This window comes from Flavobacterium marginilacus (genome assembly GCF_026870155.1).
GTDB classification, from domain to species: domain Bacteria; phylum Bacteroidota; class Bacteroidia; order Flavobacteriales; family Flavobacteriaceae; genus Flavobacterium; species Flavobacterium marginilacus.
The window spans coordinates 896,497-915,862 of record NZ_CP113975.1 but is presented as its reverse complement, the minus strand read 5'-3'; the positions used below and the strand labels follow the sequence as shown (position 1 = coordinate 915,862).

Genomic DNA, 19,366 nt, shown 5'->3' with positions numbered 1-19,366 from the left:
GCTCAAAACACACTATTAATCTCTTATTAATGGCAGAGTAGAACACCTTAATAGTCCCTCTTGCTTTGCAATTTCAGCATATGGGATTTCTTCTACAATAAATCCATTTGCTCTTAGCCAATTATTTAATCTTGTAAAATTTTTCTCAGAAACAACCACATTCGTATCTATTGAAAACACATTAGAATTCATATTATACATCTCATCCCTCGTAATATGAAATAGATTTTCTTTACCAAAAAGATCAACCAAAAACATATAATCGGCCTCTTCTCTAAACCCCCTCTTATAAATAATGCCTTTGTCTTTCCCAACGGGCTGAAAACAGCAATCCAAATGCAGTGCATTATCTCTTGCTTCGATCTTTGATTTTACCAAATCAAATTCTTTTACAATTTTATTTGGAAACAATTCTTTTATAAAATCAACACCATGCATATTTGTCCTTGCAGTAATATAATTTGCATAATCACTTCCTTTATATGTTCCAACAAAAACATATTGGTTCCAAAGCATTACATCACCTCCTTCAATATGGACTTCTTCGGGCGGCCGAATTATTTTTTCTGGATTTATTTGATCAATCACATATTGAATAGCATCTAATTCTCTTTCGCGGTCAGGCAGAATATTGGATTTAACAAATATATCATCAATTACAAAACCAATATCTCTAGCAAATATTTGATTGTAGTTTTCAATCATTTTGGGACGTAAAACTGTAACCCCATATTTTTGAAAGACCGAATTAAAGGCTTCCGTTTCAATAATCATATCACTTTCGACTGGATAAGTATTAGCCAAAATATGTTCTAAAGATTTTGGATCATAGGCTTCATCTGCTTTTGGTGTTGGCCCATTGCTAATTGCAGATCCTAACACTACTGCCCTTAATCTCGAAGTTTCATTCTTAACATTTAATTTAAGCATTGTTATAAATTTTGCCAAAGATAAAAAAAAAGCTTCACTAGTAAAGTGAAGCTTTGATAATCTGTCTGAGAATTATTATTTCTTATATTCTCTTAAAGGATAACCCGTATAAACTTGTCTAGGTCTTCCGATTGGTTCTTTATTTTCTCTCATTTCTTTCCATTGAGCAATCCACCCTGGCAATCTACCAATTGCAAACAAAACAGTAAACATATCAGTTGGAATTCCTAAAGCTCTATAAATAATTCCAGAATAAAAATCAACATTCGGATATAAATTTCTTGATTTGAAATATTCATCTTCCAATGCCGCTGCTTCCAATTTTTTAGCGATTTCAAGAATAGGATCATTAACTCCTAAAGTTGAAAGTACTTCATCTGCAGCTTTCTTGATAATTTTTGCTCTTGGATCAAAGTTTTTATAAACTCTATGACCAAAACCCATCAATCTGAAAGAATCATTTTTATCTTTTGCTTTTGCTAAATACTTATCTGCATCGCCGCCATGTGCATGTATTTCTTCTAACATTTCAAGAACAGCTTGATTTGCTCCACCATGCAAAGGCCCCCATAATGCAGATACTCCCGCAGAAATTGAAGCAAAAAGACCAGCGTGAGAAGAACCAACCATTCTAACTGTAGAAGTTGAACAGTTTTGTTCATGATCAGCATGAAGAATAAATAATTTATCTAATGCATCAATAACAATTGGATTAGCAGTATATGGAGCAGTAGGAAGTTTAAACATCAAACTCATAAAATTCTCAACATATCCAATAGTATTATCATAATAATTTAAAGGATACCCCATACTTTTTCTATAAGTCCAAGTAGCAATAACTAAGAATTTAGCAATAGTTTTACAAACAGCATCATACATGTCTTTTTCATTGCTTGCATCAACAGATTTAGGATTAAAAGCTGTTAAAGCACTAGTCAAAGCAGACAATACTCCCATTGGGTGAGCAGTTCTTGGAAAACCATCAAGGATAATTTTCATTTCCTCACTTACCAGAGTGTGCTTTCTAATATCATTTTCAAATTGTTCTAATCTTTCTGCAGATGGTAAATCACCAAAAATTATTAAATAAGAAACTTCTAGAAAATGAGATTTTTCAGCCAACTCCTCGATTGAATATCCTCTGTAACGTAAAATACCAAGCTCTCCGTCCAAAAAAGTGATTTCACTTTTGCACGCTCCAGAATTTTTATATCCTGGATCAAGCGTAATCACACCAGACATATCACGTAATTTACTAATATCAACAGCTGCCTCATTTTCGCTCCCTATTATAACTGGAAGCTCAAACTTGTTACCATCGATTTCTAATATTGCTATTTTTGACATATTGTTTATGAAATAAAATTTAAATTATAATTTACCAAATCTAAGTAATTTCTAAGTAATTTAAAAACTTATTAAGTATTGAATTTGTTAAATATTCAATAAAAAAGCCATTCATCATAGACGAATGGCTCATTTATTACAAATTCATTACAATTACTTTATTTTAAAAGCTTTTTTCCCAGGAAAATATGCAGAAGTCCCTAATTCTTCTTCAATTCTTAATAATTGATTGTATTTAGCCATACGATCAGAACGTGAAGCAGATCCGGTTTTAATTTGACCACAATTTAATGCAACTGCTAAATCAGCAATTGTATTATCTTCAGTTTCACCTGAACGGTGAGACATAACTGAAGTATACCCAGCATTTTTAGCCATATTCACAGCAGCAATAGTCTCTGATAATGTTCCGATTTGGTTTACTTTAATCAAAATCGAATTAGCAATTCCTTTTTCAATTCCAGTAGATAAACGCTCAACATTAGTTACGAATAAATCATCACCAACTAATTGAGTTTTAGTCCCAATTTTTTCAGTTAATAATTTCCATCCGTCCCAGTCATTTTCATCCATACCGTCTTCGATAGAGATAATTGGATATTTAGCAACTAATTCAGCTAAATATTCCACCTGCTCGGCAGAAGTTCTAATTTTTCCAGTTGGCCCTTCAAATTTAGAATAATCATATTTTCCGTCCGAATAAAACTCAGATGAAGCGCAGTCCAAAGCCACCATTATTTCATCACCGAAAGAATATCCAGCCTTTTCAACAGCCAATTTAATAGTATCTAATGCATCTTCAGTTCCTCCTGCTAAATTTGGAGCAAATCCTCCTTCATCACCAACAGCAGTACTTAGACCTCTATCATGCAATACTTTTTTCAAATTATGAAAAATTTCAGTTCCCATTTGCATAGCATGAGTAAAAGAAGTTGCTTTTACCGGGAAAATCATAAATTCCTGAAATGCAATAGGCGCATCAGAGTGAGAGCCACCATTGATAATATTCATCATAGGAACAGGCAATGTGTTTGCAGAAACACCACCCACATATCTATATAAAGGCAAACCTAATTCATTAGCAGCAGCTTTTGCAACAGCAAGAGAAACTCCTAGAATAGCATTTGCACCTAAATTAGCTTTGTTTGGCGTACCATCCAAATCAATCATTGCTTGATCTATAAGGTTTTGCTCAAAAACTGAAATTCCAATTAACTCTTCAGCAATTTTAGTATTTACATTTTCAACGGCTTTTAAAACTCCTCTCCCAAGAAAAGATTTTCCTCCATCGCGCAATTCAACAGCTTCGAATTTTCCAGTTGATGCTCCTGAAGGAACAGCAGCTCTTCCTAAAACTCCGTTTTCTGTTACTACGTCTACTTCTACTGTAGGATTACCTCTTGAATCGAAAATTTGTCTTGCGTGAATTTTAACAATAATACTCATTATTCTTATTTTTTATGTTATTAATTTGTATTTTACTCAAAATTAAGTAAAAAAATTCATTAGTCTTCATTATTTAATCGTTAATATAATTTTATTTATTAACGATAACGTTTTAGATCTTATGCTGATTTGATATTTTCTATAAACTGGTCAAAAAGATAAGAAGAATCGTGCGGACCTGGGCTTGCTTCTGGGTGATACTGCACAGAGAAACAATTTTTATTTTTCATTCTCATACCTGCCACAGTCCCGTCATTTAAATGCAAATGTGTTATTTCTAAATCTGGATGCTGATCTAATTCTTCTTTATTCACAGCGAAACCATGATTTTGCGAAGTAATCTCCCCACGATCACTAATTATATTTTTTACAGGATGATTAATTCCTCTATGCCCATTGAACATTTTATAAGTAGAAACACCGTTTGCCAAAGCAATAACCTGATGCCCTAGACAAATACCAAACAGAGGTTTATTATTTTCAAGTATTTCCTTCGCTACTTGTATAGCGCTTTCCAAAGGATCTGGATCTCCAGGGCCATTAGACAAGAAAAAACCGTCTGGGTTAAAAGATGCCAATTCAGTGTAAGAAGCGTTATATGGGAAAACTTTAATATAACAGTCTCTTTTAGCTAAATTTCTAAGAATGTTTTCTTTTATTCCTAAATCTAAAGCTGCAATTTTATAGGTAGCATTCTCATCACCATAAAAATAAGGTTCTAATGTAGAAACTTTCGAAGCTAATTCTAAACCTTTCATGTCTGGAACTTCAGCTAGCATCGCTTTCAATTCTTCAATTGGAGTTTCATCTGTACAGATGACAGCGTTCATAGCCCCGTTTTCACGTATGTAACTCACTAACGCACGTGTATCAACATCTGAAATACAAATTAAATTCTGTTTAGCAAAATAATCTTCTAGACTTCCTGATGAGTCAATTCTAGAATAATTAAAACTAAAGTTTTTACAAACCAATCCAGCAATTTTTATACTGTTGGATTCAACTTCTTTATCATTTACTCCATAATTCCCAATGTGAGCATTTGTAGCAACCATCAATTGACCAAAATATGAAGGATCTGTAAAAATCTCTTGATATCCGGTCATACCAGTATTAAAACAAACTTCACCAAATGTTTTTCCAGGGATTCCAATCGATTTACCATGGAAGATAGTTCCGTCACTTAATAAAAGAATAGCGCTTTTTCGTGTTGTATATTTCATATCTAATTTAATATTGTGCAAATTTAAATTTTTAAAACAGTGGACGCAATGTTTTTTAGGAATAATTATATCTATTTGAAACCGTAAACATCAGAGTAACAAAAAGGCATTAAAATGTTTTAAAAAAGATCTCCAAATCAACTGTATTCTCTACTTCCTTTAACCTTTGATACAGAATGCTTATTTATTTTTCAAAAAAAAAGGATAAACTATAAATAGTTTATCCCTCTTTATTATTGAATTATTATTCTCATAATTATTCAGCTGCATCAGTTGTTGGTTCAGCTTCAGCAACTGGAGCTTCAGTAGCTTCCTCTGCTTTTTTAGCTTTCCCGCCACGACGGCTTTTTGCTTTTTTAACTTCTTTTTTACCTCCGTTGTAAAGTTCATTGAAATCAACTAATTCGATCATTGCCATATCAGCATTATCTCCTAAACGATTTCCAACTTTAATGATACGAGTGTATCCTCCTGGACGGTCACCTACTTTAGCTGCAACATCTCTGAATAAATCAGTTACTGCATATTTACTACGTAAGTAAGCAAAAACGATACGACGATTATGAGTAGTATCAGATTTTGATTTTGTTATAAGCGGCTCAACAAATTGTTTAAGCGCTTTAGCTTTAGCAACAGTAGTATTAATACGTTTGTGCTCAATAAGAGAACAAGCCATATTAGCCAACATAGAACTTCTATGTGCAGTCTGTCTGCTTAAGTGATTGAATTTTTTTCCGTGTCTCATGACCAATTTATTTTAACTTCATCTTGCTGCAATCCACTATGGAGAGCAAAATATGAAGTAAATTATTCTTTATCTAATTTGTATTTTGCCAAATCCATTCCGAAAGTTAAATTCTTAATTGCAACTAGTTCATCTAGCTCAGTTAAAGATTTTTTACCAAAATTACGGAACTTCATTAGGTCATTTTTATTGAACGATACTAAATCACCAAGTGTATCAACTTCAGCCGCTTTCAAACAATTTAATGCTCTAACAGAAAGATCCATGTCAACAAGCTTAGTTTTAAGCAATTGTCTCATGTGTAATGACTCTTCATCATAAGATTCTGTTTGTGCAATTTCGTCAGCCTCAAGTGTAATTCTTTCATCAGAAAACAACATGAAATGGTGAATTAAAACTTTTGCAGCTTCAGTAAGAGCATCTTTAGGATTAATTGAACCATCAGTTTTAATTTCAAAAACTAATTTTTCATAATCTGTTTTCTGCTCTACACGGAAGTTTTCAATAGCATACTTAACATTTTTTACCGGAGTAAAAATTGAGTCAGTAAATATAGTTCCTATTGCAGCATTCTGTTTTTTGTTTTCTTCAGCAGGAACATATCCTCTACCTTTTTCGATAGTTAAATCGAAATTCAGTTTAATTTTACTATCTAAATTACAGATAACAAGATCTGGATTCAAAACTTGGAAACCTGAAATAAATTTTTGAAAATCACCTGCTGTTAATTGATCTTTACCCGAAACAGATATAGTAACTGATTCATTATCGATATCTTCAATTTGACGTTTGAAACGCACTTGCTTAAGATTAAGGATAATTTCGGTAACGTCTTCAACAACTCCTGAAATAGTAGAAAACTCATGATCTACACCTTCAATGCGAACAGATGTAATTGCATAACCTTCTAATGCTGAAAGCAAAACTCTTCTAAGTGCATTACCAACAGTCAATCCATATCCAGGTTCTAAAGGTCTAAATTCAAATTTACCTTCAAAATCGGTTGAATCGATCATGATAACTTTATCGGGCTTCTGAAAATTAAATATTGCCATAAATTTCGACTAAGTCAATTATTATTTGTTGTACAACTCTACGATTAATTGTTCTTTAATGTTTTCTGGAATTTGAAGTCTTGCAGGTACAGAAACAAATGTTCCTTCTTTAAGATCTTGATTCCAAGTAATCCATTCATAAACATGACTTGAATTTGATAAAGAACGTTCGATAGCCTCTAATGATTTAGATTTTTCACGAACAGCAACTTTATCACCAGGCTTAAGGTGGTAAGAAGGAATATTAACAACTTCACCGTTAACTGTAATGTGTCTGTGAGAAACGATTTGACGAGCACCTCTTCTAGAAGGAGCAATACCCATTCTGAAAACTACGTTATCAAGTCTTGCTTCACATAATTGTAATAAAACCTCACCAGTAACCCCTTTAGTAGCTGATGCTTTTTCGAATAAATTTCTGAATTGTTTTTCTAAAATTCCATAAGAATATTTAGCTTTTTGCTTTTCCATTAACTGAACAGCATACTCAGATTTTTTTCCTCTTTTTTTAGCCATCCCGTGTTGCCCAGGAGGATAATTTCTTTTTTCGAAAGCTTTATCATCTCCGAAAATTGCTTCGCCGAATTTACGTGCGATTCTTGTGCTTGGACCAGTATATCTTGCCATTTTAAAAAAATTTAAGGTAGAGATTATGAATTCAGGTCTTATCCTTCGATAATCGTTATTCTACCTTTATTATACTATAAATTTATTTGAGTATTATACTCTACGTCTTTTTGGAGGACGACATCCGTTGTGAGGCATTGGAGTAACATCGATAATCTCTGTAACTTCAATTCCACCATTATGCAAAGAACGGATAGCAGACTCACGTCCATTTCCTGGTCCTTTTACATAAACTTTAACTTTTTTAAGTCCAGCCTCAAGAGCTACTTTACTACAATCTTCTGCCGCCATTTGAGCTGCGTATGGAGTATTCTTTTTAGAACCTCTAAAACCCATTTTACCAGCTGATGACCAAGAAATAACTTCACCTTTTTTGTTAGTCAAAGAAATGATGATGTTATTGAAGGTAGCAGAAATATGAGCCTCACCCGTTGATTCAACGATAACTTTACGTTTTTTTGCAGTTGCTTTAGCCATATTACTTATTATTTAGTTGCTTTTTTCTTGTTAGCAACAGTTTTTCTTTTACCTTTTCTTGTTCTAGAATTGTTTTTAGTTCTTTGTCCTCTCAAAGGAAGACCAGATCTATGACGAATTCCTCTATAACATCCAATATCCATTAAACGTTTGATGTTCAAAGAAATTTCAGAACGTAATTCTCCTTCAATTTTGAAAGATGAAACTGCTTCACGAATTGCTCCGATTTCATCATCATTCCATTCTTGAACTTTTTTATCTTGGCTAACTTGAGCTTTCTCTAAAATCTCAATAGCTCTACTTTTTCCTAATCCAAAGATATAGGTAAGTGCTATAACACCTCTTTTGTTTTTTGGGATATCTACCCCTGCTATTCTTGCCATAATTATCCTTGTCTTTGTTTAAATCTAGGATTCTTTTTGTTGATTACGTATAATCTGCCTTTTCTACGCACAATGATGCACTCGGCGCTTCTTTTTTTAACTGATGCTCTTACTTTCATTTTGAATATCTTTAATATCTATAAGTAATTCTTGCTTTTGACAAATCATAAGGGCTCATTTCTAGTTTTACTTTATCACCAGGTAATAACTTAATATAATGCATACGCATTTTTCCAGAAATATGAGCAATTACAATATGTCCATTTTCTAACTCTACACGGAACATCGCATTTGATAATGCTTCAATGATAGATCCGTCTTGTTCTATTGCTGATTGTTTTGCCATAAGTTAAGCTACCGCTTTTCTATTTTTACCACTTTTCATCAAACCATCATAATGCTTATTCAACAAGTATGAATTAATCTGTTGAATCGTATCAATTGCAACTCCAACCATAATAATTAATGAAGTCCCTCCAAAAAACATAGCCCAAGATTGCTGAACATCCATAAGACTTACAACAATTGCTGGGAACACAGCTATCAAAGCAAGAAATAAAGATCCTGGAAAAGTTATTAAAGACATCACTTTATCAAGATAATCAGAAGTCTCAACACCTGGTCTAATACCTGGTATAAAACCGCCGCTTCTCTTCAAATCATCAGACATCTTGTTAGTAGGAACTGTAATTGCAGTATAAAAGAAAGTGAAGACAACAATTAATGTTGCAAACAAGAAATTATACCAAAAACCGAACATATTACTAAAAGCACCAACAATAGATTGAGAAGCATCTGATTTAGACAAACCAGCAACAGCAGCAGGAATAAACATAATAGCTTGTGCAAATATAATTGGCATTACACCAGATGCATTAAGCTTTAAAGGAATCCATTGTCTGTTACCACCCATCATATCTTGTTCGAAATCACCAGATGTTGTACGACGAGCATACTGTACTGGAATTTTTCTAACTGCCATCACAAGCAGTACACAAGAAATAATTACAAGTAACCAAATAATGATTTCAACAACCAATAACATTGGCCCTCCATTATTATTAGTTACTCTTGTTGTAAATTCTTGGATAAAAGCTTGTGGTAACCTAGCTAAGATACCAACCATGATCAAAAGGGAAATACCGTTTCCGATACCTTTATCAGTAATTTTTTCTCCTAACCACATGGCAAAAATTGTACCCGTAACTAAGATAACTACTGAAGAAAATAAAAATTCAAATGAATTAAATCCTAAGATAAAAGCTGAACTAGGTAAAGTTCTGTAAAGATTGTAGATATAAGTTGGTCCTTGTACTAAGGTAATAACTATAGTTAACCAACGGGTAATTTGATTGATTTTCTTTCTACCGCTCTCTCCATCACTTTGTAGTTTTTGCAAATAAGGAATCGCAATTCCCATAAGTTGCACAACAATAGATGCAGAAATATAAGGCATAATCCCTAAAGCAAAAACTGACGCTTTAGAAAATGCACCTCCGGTAAACATGTCCAGAATAGATCCTAATCCATTTTTGGTTTGTCCCGCTAAACCAGTTAATTGAGTTGCGTCAATTCCCGGTAACGTAACGTGTGCACCAAAACGATAAACTAAAAGCAGACCTAAAGTAATTAAAATTCTATTCTTTAGTTCTTCTATTTTCCAAACATTACTTATTGATTCAATAAATTTCTTCATCTTAATTGCAGGAATTACATGATTACAGCCTCTCCACCAGCAGCTTCAATAGCAGCTTTTGCAGTAGCAGTAAATTTGTGAGCAGTTACTTTTAATTTTGCTTTCAATTCTCCTCTACCTAAAATCTTTACGATTTCATTTTTAGCAGCAAGACGATTAGCTACATAAACTGTCATATCAACAGTATCTGTAATTACTCCATTATCAACCAATAATTGAAGAGTATCAAGATTAACACCTTCGTATTCTTTACGGTTGATGTTAGTGAAACCAAACTTAGGCACACGTCTTTGAAGTGGCATCTGACCTCCTTCAAAACCAATCTTTTTAGAATAACCAGAACGAGATTTTGCTCCTTTGTGACCACGTGCAGCGGTACCACCTTTACCAGAACCTTCACCTCTACCTAATCTTTTATTTTGATTGTGTGTAGAACCCTCAGCAGGTTGTAAGTTACTTAAATTCATAACAGTATTTGTTATTTAGCTTCTTCTACAGAAACTAAGTGTTTAACTTTATTTATCATCCCAAGGATAGCAGGATTTGACTCATGCTCTACAACTTGTCCCATTTTACGTAGGCCTAAAGCTTCCAAACCTCTTTTTTGAGTAAGAGGGCAATTGATTTTGCTTCGAACTTGTTTTACTAATAATTTAGCCATAATTTCCTTGAATTAACCTTTAAAAACTTTTTCTAAAGAAACACCTCTTTGTTTTGCAACAGTATGAGCGCTTCTCATTTGTAATAAAGCATCAAAAGTTGCTTTCACTACGTTGTGAGGATTTGAAGATCCTTGTGACTTAGACAATACATCGTGAATTCCAACTGATTCAAGAACCGAACGAACAGCTCCACCAGCAATAACTCCTGTACCATGAGAAGCAGGAATTAAGAACACACGTGCACCACCAAATTTACCTTTTTGTTCGTGAGGAACTGATTGCCCGCTCAAAGGAATTTTCACTAGATTTTTCTTTGCATCTTCAACAGCTTTCGCAATTGCTTCCGAAACATCTTTAGATTTTCCTAATCCATGACCTACAACTCCATTTTCATCACCAACAACTACAATAGCAGAAAAACCAAAAGCTCTACCTCCTTTTGTAACCTTAGTAACACGATTAACACTCACCAAACGATCTTTTAATTCAAGACCACTTGGTTTTACTATCTCAATATTCTTGTATTTAGACATAATATATTAGAATTTAAGTCCAGCAGCTCTTGCGCCTTCTGCTAATGATTTAATACGACCGTGGTATAAATAACCTCCTCTATCGAAAGTTACCACATCAATACCAGCTTTTAAGGCTTTTTCAGCAACTAGTTTACCAACTGCAGTAGCTACTTCAATATTCGTACCTTTTCCTATTTCTTTTTCTCTTGAAGAAGCTGCTAACAAAGTAACTCCGTTTACATCATCAATAAGTTGAGCGTAAATTTCTTTGTTACTTCTAAAAACAGATAGTCTTGGATTAGCAGCAGTACCACTGATCGTTTTTCTAATTCTGAATCTAATACGTTGTCTTCTTTCAGGTTTTGTTAATGACATAATCTTATTTTTTAAGCTGATTTACCTGCTTTTCTTCTTAATACTTCACCTACAAATTTAACACCTTTTCCTTTATATGGCTCTGGTCTGCGGAAACCTCTGATTTTCGCAGCAACCTGTCCTAAAAGCTGTTTATCTAATGATGTTAATTTTACAATTGGATTTTTACCTTTTTCAGATATTGTCTCAAGAGATACCTCAGGAGCTATTTCTAAAATAATATTGTGTGAGAACCCAAGAGCTAAATCTAATTTTTGTCCTTGATTTGAAGCTCTATAACCTACTCCAACCAATTCTAACTCCTTAGTAAAACCTTCTGTTACCCCTATAACCATATTATTGATTAAAGCTCTATACAAACCGTGTTTCGCTCTTTGGTCTTTATGATCAGAAGATCTTTCTACTAAAACTTGATCTCCTTCAACTGTAACAGCTACGTCCGAAAACCCCTGTGATAGTTGACCTTTTTTTCCTTTTACTGTAATAATACTGCCAGCAACTTCAACAGTTACTCCAGCTGGTATTGTTACTGGGCTTTTACCTATTCTTGACATCTTATATAGTCTTTAAAATTAGTATACGTAACAAATTACTTCTCCACCAACATTTAACTGCTTAGCTTGTTTCCCAGTCATTAGACCTTTTGAAGTTGAAACAATAGCAATTCCCAATCCGTTAAGGATTCTTGGCAATTTAGAAGCGCCTGCATACTTACGTAAACCTGGCTTACTAATTCTTTGAATATCTTTGATAACCGGCTCTTTAGTATCTTTATCATACTTCAAAGCAATTTTGATAGAACCTTGAACAGTGTTCTCTTCAAACTTGTAACTTAAGATATAACCTTGATCAAATAAGATCTTTGTTATTTCTTTTTTAAGATTAGAAGCGGGAATTTCGACAACTTTGTGGTTTGCAGCCACAGCATTTCGAACTCGCGTCAAATAATCTGCAATTGGATCTGTATACATATGTATAAAATTGCGGTTTTGGTATTCTTACCGGACCATCCGGAAGAACCTGAAACCATTAAACTCATTAATTAATCAACAGATAGTTGTCAATTTACCGACAAAAATCCGGCAAACTTACAACTATCTGTTGAAATATCAAAATCGCAAATAATATTTATTACCAGCTTGCTTTTTTAACACCTGGAATTAGTCCATTATTAGCCATTTCACGGAAAGTTACACGTGAAATTCCGAATTGACGCATATACCCTCTAGGTCTTCCTGTTAATTTGCAACGATTGTGCAAACGAACTGGTGAAGCATTTTTCGGCAATTTCTGTAAAGCTTCGTAATCTCCAGCTTCCAATAAAGCTTTTCTTTTCTCAGCGTACTTTGCTACCGTTTTTTCTCTTTTCACCTCACGGGCTTTCATTGATTCTTTAGCCATATCTTAATTCTTTTTAAAAGGTAAACCTAGTTCAGCCAACAATGACTTTGCTTCTTTATCTGTTTTTGCAGTAGTAACAAAAGTAATGTCCATTCCAGATATTTTATTTACTTTGTCAATATCAATTTCAGGGAAAATGATTTGCTCTAAAACACCTAAATTGTAATTACCTCTACCATCAAAACCAGTTGCTTTAATACCACTGAAATCTCTAACACGCGGCAATGAAGAAGTGATAAGTCTATCTAAAAACTCATACATTCTTTCACCTCGCAAAGTAACTTTTGCTCCAATAGGCATCCCTTTTCTCAATTTGAAAGACGCAACGTCTTTCTTTGAAATAGTAGATACTGCTTTTTGTCCAGTAATCTTAGTTAACTCATCAACTGCATAGTCAATCAATTTTTTATCAGATACTGCTGCACCAACTCCTTTACTCAAAACGATTTTCTCCAATTTTGGAACCTGCATTACGTTTGTGTAACCGAATTCTTCTTTAAGAGCAGAGATAACTCTACTCTTATATTCTTCTTTTAGTCTAGGTATATATGCCATTACTATAGTACTTGATTAGATTTTTTTGAAAATCTTACTTTCTTATCTCCTTCAACTCTAATACCTACTCTTGTTGTTTCCTTAGTTTTAGGATCAATTAGAGAAATATTTGATATTTGAATAGAAGCTTCTTTTTTTACAATACCACCTTGAGGGTTTTTTGCACTTGGTTTCGTATGTTTAGAAACTAAGTTTACACCTTCAACAATTGCTTTGTTTTTCTCTTTGTACACGCGTAAAACTTTACCTTCAGCACCTTTATGGTCACCAGCAATAACTCTTACGATGTCTCCTGATTTTATTTTTAGCTTTATCATCTTAAAACGAATTAAAGCACTTCTGGTGCTAATGATACAATTTTCATGAATTGTTTTTCACGAAGTTCTCTTGCTACCGGACCAAAAACACGAGTTCCTCTCATTTCCCCTGCAGCATTCAAAAGAACACATGCATTATCATCGAAACGGATATAAGAACCATCAGCTCTTCTCACTTCTTTTTTGGTACGTACAACAACTGCAGTTGAAACAGCACCTTTTTTAACGTTTCCGTTTGGTGTTGCATCTTTAATTGATACTACAATCTTGTCTCCAACAGAGGCATACCTTCTTTTGGTACCTCCTAAAACACGGATAGTTAAAACTTCTTTAGCTCCTGTGTTATCTGCTACTTTTAGTCTTGATTCTTGTTGTACCATAATTATTTAGCTCTTTCTAGGATTTCAACTAATCTCCAACATTTTGTTTTACTTAAAGGACGCGTTTCGCTGATTCTTACAGTATCTCCAATGTTACAGTCGTTTGTTTCGTCATGTGCAACAAATTTCTTTGTTTTCAACACGAACTTACCGTATAATGGGTGTTTTACTTTAGTTACCTGAGCAACTACAATGGATTTATCCATTTTGTTTGAAGTAACAACCCCAATTCTTTCTTTTCTTAAATTTCTTTTTTCTTCCATCTTTCAGCAGAATACAATTATTGTAATTCTTTTTTAGTAAGCTCTGTAGCTAATCTTGCAACTGTTCTTCTAGCACTTCTAATTTGAAGCGGATTCTCAATTGGAGAGATAGCGTGAGCTAATTTTAGGTCAGCATGTGCTTTCTTAGCTTGGCTAAGTGCATTTTGCAACTCAGCTATAGAAAGATTTTTTATTTCTGATTGTTTCATAATATAATATAGATTATGCTTCGAAATCTCTAGCAACAACAAACTTAGTTTTTACTGGAAGCTTTTGAGCTGCAAGGCGCAAAGCCTCTTTTGCAACTGACAAAGGAACTCCTCCAACTTCAAACATAATTCTTCCGGGTTTAACAACGGCAGCCCAATATTCAACGGCACCTTTACCTTTACCCATACGTACCTCAAGAGGTTTCTTAGTGATAGGTTTGTCTGGAAATATTTTAATCCATAATTGTCCTTCTCTTTTCATGTAACGAGTAGCAGCAATACGAGCTGCTTCGATTTGACGAGAAGTTAAGAACATTCCATCTTCATGTACAGATTTAATACCAAACATTCCATTAGAAAGTTCGTGTCCTCTTTGGGAATTCCCTTTCATTTTACCTTTTTGTACCTTACGGTATTTTGTTCTTTTAGGCTGTAACATTTTTCTTTAGTTTAAAAATTTACTTTCTTTTACGAGCGTCTGATTTTCCACCTTTATTAAAAGGCTTTCTGTCTCCTCTTGGAGCATCTCCACCTTTAGCGCCAGCTTGTTTTTTGTCCATTCCGGCAAGCGGAGAAAGATCTCTCTTTCCGTAAACTTCACCTTTCATGATCCATACTTTGATACCCATTCTACCATAAGTAGTATGAGCTTCAGCCAAAGCATAATCAATATCAGCTCTGAAAGTTGATAGAGGAATTCTACCTTCTTTGAAACCCTCTGAACGAGCCATCTCAGCACCATTCAAACGACCAGAAATCAAAACTTTGATACCTTCAGCGTTCATACGCATAGAAGCAGCAATAGCCATTTTGATTGCACGTCTGTAAGAAATACGGCTTTCGATTTGACGACAGATGCTTGTAGCAACTAGATACGCGTCAAGTTCAGGTCTTTTAATTTCAAAGATGTTGATTTGAACCTCTTTGTCAGTAATTTTCTTAAGTTCTTCTTTCAACTTGTCTACCTCTTGTCCGCCTTTCCCGATAATGATACCTGGTCTTGCAGTAGTGATAGTAACGGTTACAAGTTTCAAAGTTCTCTCGATGATTACTTTTGATACACTAGCTTTTGATAAACGAGCATGGATATACTTTCTGATTTTTTGATCTTCGGCTAATTTATCACCGTAATCATTTCCACCATACCAGTTTGAGTCCCATCCTCTGATGATACCAAGTCTATTTCCAATTGGATTTGTCTTTTGTCCCATGCTGCTTAAGAATTGCTTTGTGTGTTATTGATAGCTCCTAACACGATTGTAACGTGGTTAGAACGTTTTCTTATTCTGTGTGCTCTACCTTGTGGCGCTGGACGAAGTCTTTTCAACATCATTCCACCGTCAACACGGATTTCTTTAACAAATAAACCAGCTTCTTCAAGACTAGCTTCGCTATTTTTCTGCTCCCAGTTATTGATTGCAGATAATAATAGTTTTTCTAATTTTCTTGAAGCTTCTTTAGAACTGAATCTTAATATGTTAAGTGCTCTTTCTACCTTCTGACCTCTTACCAAGTCCGCTACTAAGCGCATTTTTCTAGGTGAAGTAGGGCAGTTATTCAATTTCGCGAAAGCAATAGACTTATTAGCCTCTTTTCTCGCATCTGCTGTTTCTCTTTTACGAACTCCCATTGCTTCTTATTTTTTACCTTTATTTTTTGCTCCAGCATGACCTCTAAAAGATCTAGTTGGTGAAAATTCTCCTAATTTGTGACCTACCATGTTTTCTGTAACGTAAACTGGTACAAATTGACGACCGTTATGAACTGCGATAGTCTGTCCAACGAAGTCAGGAGTAATCATAGAAGCTCTAGACCATGTCTTAACAACTCCTTTATTTCCACCTGCAATGTTTTCTGCAACTTTCTTGTCTAACTTATAATGAACAAATGGTCCTTTTTTTAATGAACGTGCCATATCTTAATTATTTCTTTCTACGTTCTACGATATACTTATTACTCGGGTTTTTCGGAGAACGAGTTCTATAACCTTTAGCTGGTACTCCATTTCTTGAACGTGGATGACCTCCAGAAGAACGTCCTTCACCACCACCCATTGGGTGATCAACAGGGTTCATTGCAACAGGTCTTGTTCTAGGTCTTCTTCCTAACCATCTTGTTCTACCTGCTTTACCAGATACAACTAATTGGTGGTCTGAATTAGAAACCGCTCCAATTGTAGCTGAACAAGTCAACAAGATCAATCTTGTTTCACCTGAAGGCATTTTAATTGTAGCATATTTTCCATCTCTTGCCATTAATTGAGCAAATGTTCCAGCAGAACGAGCAATTACAGCTCCTTGACCTGGTCTCAATTCAATACAAGAAATAACAGTTCCTAAAGGAATTCTGCTTAAAGGCAATGTATTACCAATTTCTGGCTGAGATTCTGGTCCAGAAACAACTTTCTGACCTACTTTCAATCCATTTTGTGCAATAATGTATGTTTTCTCTCCATCAGCATAAGCTAATAAAGCGATAAATGCAGTACGATTTGGATCGTATTCAATAGATTTCACTGTAGCTGGAATTCCTTCTTTAGTACGTTTGAAATCAATAATACGATATCTCTGCTTGTGACCACCACCCGTATAACGCATGGTCATCTTTCCTTGACTATTTCTACCTCCAGAGTTTTTTATCGGCGCCATCAAAGAGCGTTCCGGCTTATCAGTTGTAATGGCGTCATAACCATTCACAACTCTAAATCGCTGACCTGCGGTAATAGGTTTTAATTTTCTTACTGACATTTTATCTTAGATATTGTTGTAAAAATCAATTGTTTCTCCTTCTTGTACTTGCACAATTGCTTTTTTAATTGCATTTGTCTTTCCACTGATTAAACCACTTTTAGTGTATTTGGTAGTTCTATCCGGTCTCACATTCATTGTATTAACACTCAAAACATTTACACCGTAAGCAGCTTCAACAGCTTTCTTAATTTGTACTTTGTTTGCTTTTCTGTCAACAACGAATCCGAAGCGGTTTAAAACTTCACTTTCTTTGGTTACTTTTTCCGTTACTATAGGTTTAATTATGATGCTCATATCCTATTTATTTACTTAAATTTTCTTCAATTACTTCCAAAGAACTCTCCAAAAGCACTAAATTATTAGCATTCAAAATAGCGTAAGTGCTTAATTCATTGGCACTTACAGCGTTTGATGCTTTTAAATTTCGTGACGACAAATATACATTTTTATTCGTATCACCCAACACAAACAAAGATTTTTTGTTTTCTAACTCTAAAGCTTTCAAAACATTAACAAAACTCTTAGTGTTTGGCGTTTCAAAATTGAAATCTTCAAGAACAATAATGTTTGATTCTTTTGCTTTAATTGAGAAAGCAGATTTTCTAGCCAAACGTTTCAAGCTTTTATTCAATTTAAATGAATAACTTCTTGGTCTTGGTCCAAAAACTGTTCCACCACCTTTAAACAAAGGATTCTTCACACTACCCGCACGAGCAGTACCCGTTCCCTTTTGTTTTTTTATTTTACGCGTACTTCCAGTCACTTCAGCTCTTTCTTTAGCTTTGTGTGTACCTTGTCTTTGATTAGCAAGATATTGCTTAACATCAAGATATACGGCGTGATTATTTGGCTCTATACCGAATACTGAATCAGAAAGCTGTACTTTTCTTCCAGTATCTTTTCCGTTGAAATCTAATACTTTTGCTTCCATTACTTCTGAATGATTACATAAGAGTTTTTGCTTCCTGGAATACATCCTTTAACAACAAGCAGATTCTTTTCAGCTACTACTTTTAAAACTCTAAGATTTTGAACTTTTACATTATCTCCTCCCATTCTTCCAGCCATACGCATTCCTTTGAATACTCTAGATGGATAAGAAGAAGCTCCTACAGAACCTGGCGCTCTTAAACGGTTGTGCTGACCATGAGTCGCTTGTCCAACACCACCAAATCCGTGACGTTTAACAACCCCTTGAAAACCTTTACCTTTAGACACACCCTGTACATCTACAAATTCTCCTTCTTCAAAAATTGAAACCTCAATAAGATCCCCTAATTTTTGTTCAGTTGCAAAATCTTGAAATTCAACGACTTTTTTCTTAGCAACAGTTCCAGCTTTTTTAAAGTGACCTACAGCCGCTTTTGTGGAATGTTTCTCGTTTTTGTCATCGAAACCAAGTTGCAACGCTTCGTACCCGTCAACACCTTTGGTTCTGACTTGGGTAACAACGCATGGTCCAGCTTCAATTACTGTACAAGGAATATTCTTCCCGTTTTCATCGAAAATACTAGTCATGCCGATTTTTCTACCAATTAACCCAGACATAAATATTAATTATTAATTATTAAATATAAATATAGAACGCAGCTTTTAAGCAAATCCTATTTTTAAAGTGGGTGCAAATGTATAACTTATTTACACACAAACCAAAAAATATTTTTTACCTAAAAACAGCGTTCCTTTTTACTCTTAAAGTACTTAAACTTTGATTTCAACTTCAACTCCGCTTGGTAATTCAAGCTTCATTAAAGCATCAATAGTTTTAGAAGAAGATGAATAAATATCAATTAATCTCTTATATGACATTACTTCAAATTGCTCTCTTGCTTTTTTGTTTACGTGCGGAGAACGCAATACTGTAAAAAGTTTTTTGTGTGTTGGTAATGGAATTGGACCAGTTACAACAGCACCAGTAGTTTTTACTGTTTTTACAATCTTCTCAGCAGACTTATCCACCAACATGTGATCGTAAGATTTTAGTTTTATTCTGATTTTTTGACTCATTTT

General features: G+C 34.3%; 33 protein-coding genes. All 33 read right to left on the bottom strand.

The window, feature by feature from the left end:
* Positions 1 to 15: 15 nt before the first annotated feature.
* Positions 16 to 930 carry a dimethylarginine dimethylaminohydrolase family protein gene (locus tag OZP07_RS03945; RefSeq protein WP_281637355.1) on the bottom strand — a complete coding sequence of 305 codons (915 nt, stop codon included), beginning with the start codon at positions 928 to 930 and terminating at the stop codon, positions 16 to 18.
* Positions 931 to 1,005: 75 nt separating this feature from the next.
* Positions 1,006 to 2,277 carry a citrate synthase gene (locus tag OZP07_RS03940; protein WP_194639948.1) on the bottom strand — a complete coding sequence of 424 codons (1,272 nt, stop codon included), beginning with the start codon at positions 2,275 to 2,277 and terminating at the stop codon, positions 1,006 to 1,008.
* 153 nt (positions 2,278 to 2,430) lie between these two features.
* A complete protein-coding gene (gene eno / locus OZP07_RS03935) occupies positions 2,431 to 3,723 on the bottom strand; it encodes a phosphopyruvate hydratase (RefSeq protein ID WP_194639937.1) in 1,293 nt (430 codons plus the stop codon).
* A 119-nt stretch (positions 3,724 to 3,842) separates the two neighbouring features.
* Positions 3,843 to 4,946, bottom strand: a complete 1,104-nt coding sequence (carA, locus tag OZP07_RS03930) for a glutamine-hydrolyzing carbamoyl-phosphate synthase small subunit (RefSeq protein ID WP_281637354.1) — start codon at positions 4,944 to 4,946, stop codon at positions 3,843 to 3,845.
* A 256-nt stretch (positions 4,947 to 5,202) separates the two neighbouring features.
* Positions 5,203 to 5,691, bottom strand: coding sequence for a 50S ribosomal protein L17 (rplQ, locus tag OZP07_RS03925; RefSeq protein ID WP_194639926.1), 489 nt, complete (start codon positions 5,689 to 5,691; stop codon positions 5,203 to 5,205).
* Between the two features lie 62 nt (positions 5,692 to 5,753).
* The gene (locus tag OZP07_RS03920) at positions 5,754 to 6,746 is read right to left on the bottom strand and encodes a DNA-directed RNA polymerase subunit alpha (protein ID WP_115813685.1); all 993 of its coding nucleotides are present in this window, start codon (positions 6,744 to 6,746) and stop codon (positions 5,754 to 5,756) included.
* 21 nt (positions 6,747 to 6,767) lie between these two features.
* Complete coding sequence (gene rpsD / locus OZP07_RS03915; RefSeq protein WP_115813684.1) at positions 6,768 to 7,373, bottom strand: 30S ribosomal protein S4; 606 nt, start codon at positions 7,371 to 7,373, stop codon at positions 6,768 to 6,770.
* 93 nt (positions 7,374 to 7,466) lie between these two features.
* Positions 7,467 to 7,850 (bottom strand): 30S ribosomal protein S11, encoded by a 384-nt coding sequence (gene rpsK / locus OZP07_RS03910; protein ID WP_024981527.1) that lies wholly within the window; start codon positions 7,848 to 7,850, stop codon positions 7,467 to 7,469.
* Between the two features lie 8 nt (positions 7,851 to 7,858).
* Positions 7,859 to 8,233, bottom strand: coding sequence for a 30S ribosomal protein S13 (gene rpsM, locus OZP07_RS03905; protein WP_035637331.1), 375 nt, complete (start codon positions 8,231 to 8,233; stop codon positions 7,859 to 7,861).
* A 2-nt stretch (positions 8,234 to 8,235) separates the two neighbouring features.
* Complete coding sequence (gene ykgO / locus OZP07_RS03900; protein ID WP_002987490.1) at positions 8,236 to 8,352, bottom strand: type B 50S ribosomal protein L36; 117 nt, start codon at positions 8,350 to 8,352, stop codon at positions 8,236 to 8,238.
* Between the two features lie 11 nt (positions 8,353 to 8,363).
* Complete coding sequence (gene infA / locus OZP07_RS03895) at positions 8,364 to 8,579, bottom strand: translation initiation factor IF-1 (RefSeq protein WP_007136545.1); 216 nt, start codon at positions 8,577 to 8,579, stop codon at positions 8,364 to 8,366.
* 3 nt (positions 8,580 to 8,582) lie between these two features.
* On the bottom strand, positions 8,583 to 9,929 hold the full coding sequence (secY, locus tag OZP07_RS03890) for a preprotein translocase subunit SecY (RefSeq protein WP_100843396.1): 1,347 nt from the start codon (positions 9,927 to 9,929) through the stop codon (positions 8,583 to 8,585).
* 14 nt (positions 9,930 to 9,943) lie between these two features.
* Positions 9,944 to 10,396 carry a 50S ribosomal protein L15 gene (rplO, locus tag OZP07_RS03885; RefSeq protein ID WP_194639924.1) on the bottom strand — a complete coding sequence of 151 codons (453 nt, stop codon included), beginning with the start codon at positions 10,394 to 10,396 and terminating at the stop codon, positions 9,944 to 9,946.
* A gap of 11 nt (positions 10,397 to 10,407) precedes the next feature.
* The gene (rpmD, locus tag OZP07_RS03880; protein WP_035637325.1) at positions 10,408 to 10,590 is read right to left on the bottom strand and encodes a 50S ribosomal protein L30; all 183 of its coding nucleotides are present in this window, start codon (positions 10,588 to 10,590) and stop codon (positions 10,408 to 10,410) included.
* A 12-nt stretch (positions 10,591 to 10,602) separates the two neighbouring features.
* Positions 10,603 to 11,127 carry a 30S ribosomal protein S5 gene (rpsE, locus tag OZP07_RS03875; protein ID WP_194640171.1) on the bottom strand — a complete coding sequence of 175 codons (525 nt, stop codon included), beginning with the start codon at positions 11,125 to 11,127 and terminating at the stop codon, positions 10,603 to 10,605.
* Positions 11,128 to 11,130: 3 nt separating this feature from the next.
* Positions 11,131 to 11,481, bottom strand: a complete 351-nt coding sequence (gene rplR / locus OZP07_RS03870) for a 50S ribosomal protein L18 (protein ID WP_194639922.1) — start codon at positions 11,479 to 11,481, stop codon at positions 11,131 to 11,133.
* A gap of 11 nt (positions 11,482 to 11,492) precedes the next feature.
* A complete protein-coding gene (gene rplF, locus OZP07_RS03865) occupies positions 11,493 to 12,035 on the bottom strand; it encodes a 50S ribosomal protein L6 (protein WP_194639921.1) in 543 nt (180 codons plus the stop codon).
* Positions 12,036 to 12,053: 18 nt separating this feature from the next.
* Entirely contained in the window at positions 12,054 to 12,452 is a 399-nt protein-coding gene (gene rpsH, locus OZP07_RS03860; protein ID WP_194639919.1) for a 30S ribosomal protein S8, read from the bottom strand.
* Between the two features lie 160 nt (positions 12,453 to 12,612).
* Complete coding sequence (rpsN, locus tag OZP07_RS03855) at positions 12,613 to 12,882, bottom strand: 30S ribosomal protein S14 (RefSeq protein WP_194639917.1); 270 nt, start codon at positions 12,880 to 12,882, stop codon at positions 12,613 to 12,615.
* A gap of 3 nt (positions 12,883 to 12,885) precedes the next feature.
* Positions 12,886 to 13,437, bottom strand: a complete 552-nt coding sequence (gene rplE, locus OZP07_RS03850; protein ID WP_194639908.1) for a 50S ribosomal protein L5 — start codon at positions 13,435 to 13,437, stop codon at positions 12,886 to 12,888.
* Between the two features lie 2 nt (positions 13,438 to 13,439).
* Complete coding sequence (gene rplX, locus OZP07_RS03845; protein ID WP_103804342.1) at positions 13,440 to 13,754, bottom strand: 50S ribosomal protein L24; 315 nt, start codon at positions 13,752 to 13,754, stop codon at positions 13,440 to 13,442.
* Between the two features lie 11 nt (positions 13,755 to 13,765).
* Positions 13,766 to 14,134 carry a 50S ribosomal protein L14 gene (rplN, locus tag OZP07_RS03840; RefSeq protein ID WP_007803649.1) on the bottom strand — a complete coding sequence of 123 codons (369 nt, stop codon included), beginning with the start codon at positions 14,132 to 14,134 and terminating at the stop codon, positions 13,766 to 13,768.
* 2 nt (positions 14,135 to 14,136) lie between these two features.
* Entirely contained in the window at positions 14,137 to 14,397 is a 261-nt protein-coding gene (rpsQ, locus tag OZP07_RS03835) for a 30S ribosomal protein S17 (protein ID WP_194639906.1), read from the bottom strand.
* A 17-nt stretch (positions 14,398 to 14,414) separates the two neighbouring features.
* Positions 14,415 to 14,606, bottom strand: coding sequence for a 50S ribosomal protein L29 (gene rpmC, locus OZP07_RS03830; protein WP_194639904.1), 192 nt, complete (start codon positions 14,604 to 14,606; stop codon positions 14,415 to 14,417).
* Positions 14,607 to 14,619: 13 nt separating this feature from the next.
* Complete coding sequence (gene rplP, locus OZP07_RS03825; RefSeq protein ID WP_017495016.1) at positions 14,620 to 15,045, bottom strand: 50S ribosomal protein L16; 426 nt, start codon at positions 15,043 to 15,045, stop codon at positions 14,620 to 14,622.
* A gap of 19 nt (positions 15,046 to 15,064) precedes the next feature.
* Positions 15,065 to 15,817: a 30S ribosomal protein S3 gene (gene rpsC / locus OZP07_RS03820; protein ID WP_194639902.1), complete on the bottom strand. Its 753-nt coding sequence runs from the start codon at positions 15,815 to 15,817 to the stop codon at positions 15,065 to 15,067.
* 5 nt (positions 15,818 to 15,822) lie between these two features.
* Positions 15,823 to 16,236 carry a 50S ribosomal protein L22 gene (rplV, locus tag OZP07_RS03815; RefSeq protein ID WP_024981512.1) on the bottom strand — a complete coding sequence of 138 codons (414 nt, stop codon included), beginning with the start codon at positions 16,234 to 16,236 and terminating at the stop codon, positions 15,823 to 15,825.
* 6 nt (positions 16,237 to 16,242) lie between these two features.
* Complete coding sequence (rpsS, locus tag OZP07_RS03810; RefSeq protein ID WP_035637298.1) at positions 16,243 to 16,521, bottom strand: 30S ribosomal protein S19; 279 nt, start codon at positions 16,519 to 16,521, stop codon at positions 16,243 to 16,245.
* A gap of 7 nt (positions 16,522 to 16,528) precedes the next feature.
* A complete protein-coding gene (gene rplB, locus OZP07_RS03805; protein WP_281637353.1) occupies positions 16,529 to 17,353 on the bottom strand; it encodes a 50S ribosomal protein L2 in 825 nt (274 codons plus the stop codon).
* Between the two features lie 6 nt (positions 17,354 to 17,359).
* Positions 17,360 to 17,650: a 50S ribosomal protein L23 gene (gene rplW, locus OZP07_RS03800; RefSeq protein ID WP_077377770.1), complete on the bottom strand. Its 291-nt coding sequence runs from the start codon at positions 17,648 to 17,650 to the stop codon at positions 17,360 to 17,362.
* Positions 17,651 to 17,657: 7 nt separating this feature from the next.
* A complete protein-coding gene (rplD, locus tag OZP07_RS03795; protein ID WP_194639898.1) occupies positions 17,658 to 18,287 on the bottom strand; it encodes a 50S ribosomal protein L4 in 630 nt (209 codons plus the stop codon).
* Positions 18,287 to 18,904 carry a 50S ribosomal protein L3 gene (gene rplC, locus OZP07_RS03790; RefSeq protein ID WP_194639896.1) on the bottom strand — a complete coding sequence of 206 codons (618 nt, stop codon included), beginning with the start codon at positions 18,902 to 18,904 and terminating at the stop codon, positions 18,287 to 18,289. Before rplC ends, rplD begins: the two co-directional genes overlap by 1 nt.
* A gap of 153 nt (positions 18,905 to 19,057) precedes the next feature.
* Complete coding sequence (gene rpsJ / locus OZP07_RS03785) at positions 19,058 to 19,363, bottom strand: 30S ribosomal protein S10 (protein WP_007803605.1); 306 nt, start codon at positions 19,361 to 19,363, stop codon at positions 19,058 to 19,060.
* Positions 19,364 to 19,366 lie beyond the last annotated feature (3 nt).

Bases quoted from the DNA above. Each gene is read 5' to 3' on its own strand.
- OZP07_RS03945 (WP_281637355.1), bottom strand. From the start codon at position 930: ATGCTTAAATTAAATGTTAAGAATGAAACTTCGAGATTAAGGGCAGTA.
- OZP07_RS03940 (WP_194639948.1), bottom strand. From the start codon at position 2,277: ATGTCAAAAATAGCAATATTAGAAATCGATGGTAACAAGTTTGAGCTT.
- eno (WP_194639937.1), bottom strand. From the start codon at position 3,723: ATGAGTATTATTGTTAAAATTCACGCAAGACAAATTTTCGATTCAAGA.
- carA (WP_281637354.1), bottom strand. From the start codon at position 4,946: ATGAAATATACAACACGAAAAAGCGCTATTCTTTTATTAAGTGACGGA.
- rplQ (WP_194639926.1), bottom strand. From the start codon at position 5,691: ATGAGACACGGAAAAAAATTCAATCACTTAAGCAGACAGACTGCACAT.
- OZP07_RS03920 (WP_115813685.1), bottom strand. From the start codon at position 6,746: ATGGCAATATTTAATTTTCAGAAGCCCGATAAAGTTATCATGATCGAT.
- rpsD (WP_115813684.1), bottom strand. From the start codon at position 7,373: ATGGCAAGATATACTGGTCCAAGCACAAGAATCGCACGTAAATTCGGC.
- rpsK (WP_024981527.1), bottom strand. From the start codon at position 7,850: ATGGCTAAAGCAACTGCAAAAAAACGTAAAGTTATCGTTGAATCAACG.
- rpsM (WP_035637331.1), bottom strand. From the start codon at position 8,233: ATGGCAAGAATAGCAGGGGTAGATATCCCAAAAAACAAAAGAGGTGTT.
- ykgO (WP_002987490.1), bottom strand. From the start codon at position 8,352: ATGAAAGTAAGAGCATCAGTTAAAAAAAGAAGCGCCGAGTGCATCATT.
- infA (WP_007136545.1), bottom strand. From the start codon at position 8,579: ATGGCAAAACAATCAGCAATAGAACAAGACGGATCTATCATTGAAGCA.
- secY (WP_100843396.1), bottom strand. From the start codon at position 9,929: ATGAAGAAATTTATTGAATCAATAAGTAATGTTTGGAAAATAGAAGAA.
- rplO (WP_194639924.1), bottom strand. From the start codon at position 10,396: ATGAATTTAAGTAACTTACAACCTGCTGAGGGTTCTACACACAATCAA.
- rpmD (WP_035637325.1), bottom strand. From the start codon at position 10,590: ATGGCTAAATTATTAGTAAAACAAGTTCGAAGCAAAATCAATTGCCCT.
- rplR (WP_194639922.1), bottom strand. From the start codon at position 11,481: ATGTCATTAACAAAACCTGAAAGAAGACAACGTATTAGATTCAGAATT.
- rplF (WP_194639921.1), bottom strand. From the start codon at position 12,035: ATGTCAAGAATAGGTAAAAGCCCAGTAACAATACCAGCTGGAGTAACT.
- rpsH (WP_194639919.1), bottom strand. From the start codon at position 12,452: ATGTATACAGATCCAATTGCAGATTATTTGACGCGAGTTCGAAATGCT.
- rpsN (WP_194639917.1), bottom strand. From the start codon at position 12,882: ATGGCTAAAGAATCAATGAAAGCCCGTGAGGTGAAAAGAGAAAAAACG.
- rplE (WP_194639908.1), bottom strand. From the start codon at position 13,437: ATGGCATATATACCTAGACTAAAAGAAGAATATAAGAGTAGAGTTATC.
- rplX (WP_103804342.1), bottom strand. From the start codon at position 13,754: ATGATAAAGCTAAAAATAAAATCAGGAGACATCGTAAGAGTTATTGCT.
- rplN (WP_007803649.1), bottom strand. From the start codon at position 14,134: ATGGTACAACAAGAATCAAGACTAAAAGTAGCAGATAACACAGGAGCT.
- rpsQ (WP_194639906.1), bottom strand. From the start codon at position 14,397: ATGGAAGAAAAAAGAAATTTAAGAAAAGAAAGAATTGGGGTTGTTACT.
- rpmC (WP_194639904.1), bottom strand. From the start codon at position 14,606: ATGAAACAATCAGAAATAAAAAATCTTTCTATAGCTGAGTTGCAAAAT.
- rplP (WP_017495016.1), bottom strand. From the start codon at position 15,045: ATGTTACAGCCTAAAAGAACAAAATACCGTAAGGTACAAAAAGGTAAA.
- rpsC (WP_194639902.1), bottom strand. From the start codon at position 15,817: ATGGGACAAAAGACAAATCCAATTGGAAATAGACTTGGTATCATCAGA.
- rplV (WP_024981512.1), bottom strand. From the start codon at position 16,236: ATGGGAGTTCGTAAAAGAGAAACAGCAGATGCGAGAAAAGAGGCTAAT.
- rpsS (WP_035637298.1), bottom strand. From the start codon at position 16,521: ATGGCACGTTCATTAAAAAAAGGACCATTTGTTCATTATAAGTTAGAC.
- rplB (WP_281637353.1), bottom strand. From the start codon at position 17,353: ATGTCAGTAAGAAAATTAAAACCTATTACCGCAGGTCAGCGATTTAGA.
- rplW (WP_077377770.1), bottom strand. From the start codon at position 17,650: ATGAGCATCATAATTAAACCTATAGTAACGGAAAAAGTAACCAAAGAA.
- rplD (WP_194639898.1), bottom strand. From the start codon at position 18,287: ATGGAAGCAAAAGTATTAGATTTCAACGGAAAAGATACTGGAAGAAAA.
- rplC (WP_194639896.1), bottom strand. From the start codon at position 18,904: ATGTCTGGGTTAATTGGTAGAAAAATCGGCATGACTAGTATTTTCGAT.
- rpsJ (WP_007803605.1), bottom strand. From the start codon at position 19,363: ATGAGTCAAAAAATCAGAATAAAACTAAAATCTTACGATCACATGTTG.